Origin of the sequence: Prosthecobacter sp., assembly GCF_044222345.1 — a bacterium.
Classification (GTDB): Bacteria; Verrucomicrobiota; Verrucomicrobiia; order Verrucomicrobiales; family Verrucomicrobiaceae; genus Prosthecobacter.
In genome coordinates this window covers 20,506-27,199 of record NZ_JBGANL010000062.1, presented here as the reverse complement: position 1 = coordinate 27,199, position 6,694 = coordinate 20,506, and the positions used below count along the sequence as shown (strand labels likewise).

At 61.5% G+C, this 6,694-nt stretch carries 3 protein-coding genes and 1 pseudogene; 2 read left to right on the top strand and 2 right to left on the bottom strand.

Translation table 11 applies throughout. From position 1 onward, the window contains the following. Positions 1–674, bottom strand: a pseudogene (locus tag ACILSL_RS23080) (hypothetical protein); the annotation flags it as partial. An 88-nt stretch (positions 675–762) separates the two neighbouring features. Here ACILSL_RS23080 and ACILSL_RS23075 point away from each other — a divergent pair. Then, positions 763–1,617 (top strand): class I SAM-dependent methyltransferase, encoded by an 855-nt coding sequence (locus tag ACILSL_RS23075; RefSeq protein ID WP_395734425.1) that lies wholly within the window; start codon positions 763–765, stop codon positions 1,615–1,617. Between the two features lie 2 nt (positions 1,618–1,619). Here ACILSL_RS23075 and ACILSL_RS23070 read toward each other — a convergent pair whose 3' ends face one another. Further along, a complete protein-coding gene (locus tag ACILSL_RS23070; protein WP_395734424.1) occupies positions 1,620–3,845 on the bottom strand; it encodes a trypsin-like peptidase domain-containing protein in 2,226 nt (741 codons plus the stop codon). A 56-nt stretch (positions 3,846–3,901) separates the two neighbouring features. Here ACILSL_RS23070 and ACILSL_RS23065 point away from each other — a divergent pair, with 56 nt between their 5' ends. Beyond that, complete coding sequence (locus tag ACILSL_RS23065) at positions 3,902–6,670, top strand: PVC-type heme-binding CxxCH protein (RefSeq protein WP_395734423.1); 2,769 nt, start codon at positions 3,902–3,904, stop codon at positions 6,668–6,670. Positions 6,671–6,694 lie beyond the last annotated feature (24 nt).

The window sequence follows — 6,694 nt, the reverse complement described above, 5'->3', positions numbered from 1 at the left end:
ATGAACTGCGGCTTGCCCGGGGTGATGGGGAATGCGGCCAACATCATCTCCTTGTCGCTGTAGATGGCGGCCATGCGCTCCGTGGTGTCCACCACAATGGTGTGACTGCTGAGGGTCGCATCCGTTTTAAAGCCCTGCATGGGTTTAATATCCTCGATACGAAAGGATTTCACATTGGGCACCACGATGATGTCACCCGGCTTGAGCGCAGCCAGGTTCTTCTTGGGATTGATGACGGTCAGGAAGGACTCGTCCGTGTGGAAGCGCTCGGCGATGAGTTCCAGCATGCTGCGGTAGGCCATGAAGGGATAGACCGACGCCTTTTCGTAGTCTTCGGGCAGGTCGGCAGTCACGTAGCGGGTCAGGATGGGCTGGATCTTGAACGCAGCGAAGATGATAGGCACCTCGGCCTCCGCTGCCGCCTGAATGCGCGCCCAGTTGTAGAGATCCTTGTGCCCGTGAGCGAAATTGTAGTTCACCACCGCCTTGTAGGTGAACTCACCGATGGCACCATCCAGCTTGCCGGGGCCGAAAAGATTTTTGTCGAGGAAGATCTGGATGCGCAGAATGGTGTCGCGATCCTTGGGCACGGAAGGATCATCCTTGGCCGGGCCCAGATCCTGAGCGTGGGCCGCAAGTGCAAAAAGGCAGAGCAGAAGGAGGTGTTTCAGCATCGGCCCCATGCTAATTCGCCTTCGGCAATGAGCAAGAGAGTGCGAATCCTTGCCTGAAACCCTTCTGGCGCTTAGCTTTTCGACATCCATGCCCGTCACCGTCACCGATACCCGCACCCCGGAACAGCTCCGCCAGCACTACGAAGTGGAACGCGAACTCGCCGACCGGCTGCGAAATGCGACCAAGGAGCAACGCCGCACGCTCTACTCCGAAGTCTATGACGAGCTTTTCAAACGTGTGCCGCAGCACCCCCAGCATACGAACAAGGCCTCCCCCGAACGACTGGCCGCCGATGTGGCGGAGAAGATGGAGATCCTGACGCCCTTTTTGACGCCGAAAACGGTGTTCCTCGAAGTCGGGCCGGGAGATTGTGAGCTGGCCAAAACGGTGGCGGCGCAAGTTTCCCAGGTACTGGCGGTGGATGTGTCTGATGAAATCACCCATGAAATCACCCGCAAACGCGTGCTGCCGGAAAACCTGCGGCTGGTGCTGTCAGACGGCAGCACGATCCCCGTTGCACCGGGCAGCGTGAACGTGGCCTACAGCAACCAGTTGATGGAGCACCTGCACCCGGACGATGCCGTGGAGCAACTGCGCCACCTATATACAGCGCTGGCACCCGGTGGCGTCTATCTTTGCATCACCCCCAGCCGCCTGACCGGCCCGCACGACATCAGTTGCATCATTGATCGGGAGGCGAAGGGGTTTCACCTCAAGGAATACACGGTGGGGGATTTGTCGGAGCTGTTCCGGCAGGTTGGCTTTGCCAAAACACGCATCATTTTCGGCGGGCATGGCAAATTCATGCTGCTGCCCACCTGGCCTGCGGTGATTTGCGAAAAGCTGCTGGAACTGCTGCCCCATGGCCTGCGAAAAGCGATCGCTCTCAAGCCGCCGTTTCGCTGGCTGTTTGGGGTGCGGCTGGCGGGGTTCAAGGGATAAAACTACTCTCTTAATGACTGCAACCAGCGGTCCAGCTGCTGCATGAGTTCGGGAGGGCCGTCATTGGGAAAGTTGTCGATCAGCCAGGTGACGTCTTCGCGGGCACCGGCTTTTTCACCGAGACGCTGGCGCATCTGGGCACGAGTGAGGCGTTCTGCGGCGGACTGGGGATCGATGGCGAGGACGAGGTTCAAATAGGGGAGCGATTCGCGCAGGGAGCGGCTGTCATCGAAAACGCTGCTCATGAGATTGCGCAGCATGCGCAGGAGGATGGCCTGCTTGGTGGTGGGAGAGAGGGCGCCTTCGGGGAAATGGCCGTCCTCGGTGAGGTCCTTCGCGGCCTGCTCCACGGTAACGAGCTTGCCGTGCTCAAAGACATCCACGAGCTGGAGTTCGCCCTCAGGGCCATCACGATAACCGACCATGAATTTGCCAGGCAGTGGCACGCCAAACACGCCCTGAACGCCGAGTGCGGAGGCGAGCTCCACATAGAGCACGCTGAGCGTGATGGGCAGGCCTTCACGGTCATCGAGGACTTCATTGAGGTAGCTGTTGGAGCGGCTGCCGTAGTCGCCGCGGCTGCCATGAAAGCCGTTCTCTTCAAAGAGGTAGCGGCTGAGGCGCTTCACGGCGGGGATGGTTCCTTTCGTGATTTCGGGATCGGCTTTGAGGTCCAGCACCATGGCCTTGAAGCTGTTGAGGTAGGTGGAGATGTCGATTTCCGGATTGTCATGGCGCGCCAGCAGCAGGGCGCAGCGCAGCAGATTGATCTCCGGCTCGGGCTTGGCGAGTTCGGCCAGGATTTCCTTGGTCATGGCGCGGCGGTGCAGTTCGCGCTCCAGATCGCGGAGCTTCGCGGCTTCCTCCTCCAGCCTGCGGCGCTGCTCCACGAGCACGCGACGGGCGGCGGCGGGGTTTTCCAGCAGGCCATCCAGGGTTTTGTCGGCGGTGGCGGCAGCGGTGATGTATTCCTCCACCTTGGAGCGGAGCTGGGAGGCGACTTCGGGCTGGAGGGGTTTTTCAGCGAGATCGGTGCCGACGCGGAAATTGCGAAAATCTGCCACGGTCGTCCTGAATTTGCACAGCCCGGAGGAGCCGCTGCGCAGGCCGGTGTCGTCACTTTCGATGACCTGCTTGCCATTCACAAAGCAGACCAGGCGCTCAGGCTCGACGCGCACGCGCAGGGTGTTCCACTCTCCGGCTTTGTAGGCATCGCTGGGGACATCGGCAAGGATGGTCCAAGAATAGACATCGGGACCATTGAAGCGGGTGAGGCGCAGCTTGCCGCCGGAGGCGTAGAAGCCGTAGTGTTTCTCCGCGCCATCCGAGCAAAAAGTGAGACCGGCGGCACCGGCTTCGTCATCGAGCCGCACTGTCACGGCGATCTCAAAAGTGCCCTCCGGGACCTTTTGCGTGGAGAGGCAGAGTGCGCGGCCGCCGAAGCCTGCACCGGGGAATTCGGAACGGATGACGCCGGCATGCTGCGTCCACTGTGCGCCCAAGAAGGTCTGCCACTGCTTGGGATTCAGCGCGCCGATAGTCAGCCAGCGGGACATGGGCACAGGGTTCGGTTTTTCGATGAGGGTTTTGAGGTCGTTTACCGGCATGGCAAAGCCGAGGTTTTCCGTCTTGAGAGACTTCAATGTGAGCAGCCCCAACACGTTCCCTTGCATGTCGAGCAAGGGGCCGCCGCTGTTGCCTTTCTCGATGGGCACGGCGACCTGCAGCATCTCCAGGCCGTCGATGTCGCGGGTGGCCGAGAGGACGCCCTGCACGATGCTGAAAGCCAGGCCCTCAGGGGCCCCCATGGCGACGATGGGATCGCCCTGGCGGGCTTTGCTGGAATCTCCCAGCGGCAGGGGTTTGAGACCCTTGGCATCGATCTTGATGAGGGCGAGGTCGTGGTGGCTGTCGCTGGCCTGGACAACGGTGACATCGTGGGTTTTGCCGTCGTGCATCTCCACCTGAAGGCGGCGGGCCTCGCCGATGACGTGCAGATTCGTGGCGATGAGGCCGTCCTCGCTCACAATGAAACCGGAGCCAATGCCGTCGGTGCCTTCGCGGCCGAGCTGGGTGATTTTGACCAGTGATGGGCGGATGGATGCGGCGAGATCGGTGGCGGTGCGGGCAGGCGGGCTTTTAGGCTTGGCGACGCCTTTGGTCGCGGCGGTGGCATGGACCGTGAAACACACGGAAAACACGGCCAAAAGAAAGAGGGTGCGTTTCATGGGATGATTTGAAGATTGCGTACGTGGCGGGCGTTTGGAAAGGTCCACTTTCGTTTATGAGCATACGTCGCGCCGCCTTTCTGTCATTCTTGTCCTTTGCAACTCTCGCCTCATGGGCGGACGAGTTCCCGAAACCCTTCAACACCGAAAAGGGGGATCCGATGCCTGCCGAGGAGGTGGCACGGACGATGGAGCTGCCGAAGGGCTTCAAGTGCGTGGTGTTTGCCGCCGAGCCGGATGTGCAGCAGCCGATCGCCATGAGCTGGGACAAGAAGGGGCGGCTGTGGGTGGCGGAAAACTACACCTATGCGGAGAACCCCATGCGCTGGGACACCAAGCTGCGTGACCGCATCATCATCCTGGAAGACAAGGACGGTGACGGCAAGCACGACGGCCGGAAGGTGTTCTGGGAAAACGGTGCCTACCTCACAAGCGTGGAAACCGGCTACGGCGGCGTGTGGGTGCTGCACAACGGCACACTGAGCTTTATCGCGGATAAGAACGGCGATGACATCCCCGATGGCGAGCCGGAAGTGCTGCTGGATGGATTCAATGTGAAGACCATCGGCCACAACATTGTGAACGGTCTGCGCTGGGGACCGGATGGCTGGCTGTATGGCCGCCACGGCATCACCGACACCTCGAGCGTGGGCGCACCGGGAACTCCTGCGGACAAGCGCGTGAAGATGAACTGCGCCATCTGGCGCTACCACCCCACGCTGAAGATTTTGGAGACGGTGGCGCATGGCGGCACGAACTCCTGGGGCCATGACTGGAATGCCAATGGCGATTTGTTCATGATCAACACTGTCATCGGCCACCTGTGGCATGTGATCCCCGGCGCGTATTACCGCCGCATGTTTGGCACGCATCTCAATCCGCATGTGTATGAAGTCATCGAGCAGACCGCCGACCATTTTCACTGGGACACCGGCGCGGAAAAATGGAGCGACATCCGCAAGGGCATCAGCAACAAGACGCTCGAACTCGGCGGCGGCCACGCGCATGTGGGAATGCTCATTTATCAGGGCGGGGTCTGGCCGAAGGAATACGAGGGCGCCATGCTCACCTGCAATCTGCATGGCAACCGCATCAACATGGACCGACTGGAGCGCGAAGGCTGCGGCTACGTGGGCAAGCACGCGCCCGACTTCATGCAGGCCAAGGACAAGTGGTTCCGTGGTATCGACCTCCTCACCTGCCCCGATGGCAACGTGGTCGTCTCCGACTGGAGCGACAGCGGGGAGTGCCATGACAACGACGGCGTGCACCGGACGAGCGGACGCATTTACAAGATCGTCTATGGGGAGTCGAAGAAGGGGGAACGCTCCGCCAGCAACAACTGGTGGGCACGCATGGACCTGCAGCAGCAATACGAAAAAGGTGCCGGGCCTGCACCGCGTGCCTTGCGCGGACTGGCAGATGCCAGCAGCAAAGACGGCCTGGTGCGCCTGCAAACCGCATCCGACATGCAGAGCCTCCCTCTCGATGCCCGCTGGCCCATTGCCACCGCTCTGGCGAAGCACGAAGAAGACACGAACGACCGCCAGCAACCACTCATGATCTGGTATGGAATCGAGCCTGCCGTGGCGGTGGACCCGCTAAAGGGCGTGGAATTGATCAAGGAGGCAAAGCTGCCCACCGTGCGCCGTCTGGTGGCGCGCCGGATCGCGGAAATGATCGAGACGAAGCCGGAGGCGGTGGATGCGATGGTGGCGCTGATGACGGAGCAGAAAGACGTGCGGGAAGATGTGCTGGCCGGACTGGCCGCAGGCTTGGATGGTTTCAGCTCGGCGAAGAAGCCGAAGGGCTGGGATGAGTTCATCACCAAGAGCGGCGGTCTCCCGGCTGCCGGAGCGGACAAGGGAACGGCGACGTCCCCTCTCCTCGCGCTCTCCGCAGTCTTTGGCAGCGGCCGTGCAGCGGACGAACTGATCGCCATCGTGAAAAACGCGGAGGGGGATGCCAATGCGCGTCTCAACGCCTTCAAGAGCCTCACGCGCACCGCCAAGCCGGAGCTGCTGGCGGTGATTCGCGCCCAGATCAATGACAAGGTGCTGGGCACCGTGTCCCGCAGCGCGCTGGCGGCGTATGATGACCCGAACATTCCGAAGGCGATGCTGAATCCATGGCCCGGCCGCAGCGAAGAGCAGCAGGCTGCGACGGTGGCGACGCTGACCTCACGCCCGAGCTACGCGAAGGCGCTGCTGGAAGCGATCAAGGCCAAGAAGGTGCCGACGACGGCGATCTCCCCTTTCCAGGCGCGACAGATCCGCAGCCTGGGCGATGAATCACTCAACACCCTGCTCACCGAAGCCTGGGGCGAGATTCGCGACACACCGGAAGCGAAGAAGGCGGAGTTTGCGAAATGGGAGGGCCTGCTGAAGCCGGACGTGGTGGCGAAGGCGGACCCGGCCAAAGGCCGCATGATCTTCACGGCGGCGTGCAGCGCCTGCCACAAGCTCTACGGCCAGGGCGGTGCCATCGGCCCCGAGCTGACAGGCAGCGACCGCCACAACCTGAAGTACCTGCTTGAAAACATCCTGGACCCCAGCGCTGTGGTGCCTGCGGATTTCCGCGTGAGCGTGCTCAATCTCAAGGACGGCCGCACCATCACCGGCGTGATCCCCGAGCAGACTGAGCGCACCCTGACGGTGCAGACGCCAGCCGAGCGGATCACCCTTGAGCGCACGCAGATCGTGAAGCAGGCGCAGCTTCCCGTGTCGCTGATGCCAGAAGGCCTGCTGTCGGCGCTGGGAGACGAGAATGTGAAGAATCTGATCGCGTACCTGATGTCGAACGGGCAGGTGGAAATGCCGAAGTGACGAAGCGTTTGCGATAGCGCAGCC

Bases quoted from the DNA above. Each gene is read 5' to 3' on its own strand.
- ACILSL_RS23075 (WP_395734425.1), top strand. From the start codon at position 763: ATGCCCGTCACCGTCACCGATACCCGCACCCCGGAACAGCTCCGCCAG.
- ACILSL_RS23070 (WP_395734424.1), bottom strand. From the start codon at position 3,845: ATGAAACGCACCCTCTTTCTTTTGGCCGTGTTTTCCGTGTGTTTCACG.
- ACILSL_RS23065 (WP_395734423.1), top strand. From the start codon at position 3,902: ATGAGCATACGTCGCGCCGCCTTTCTGTCATTCTTGTCCTTTGCAACT.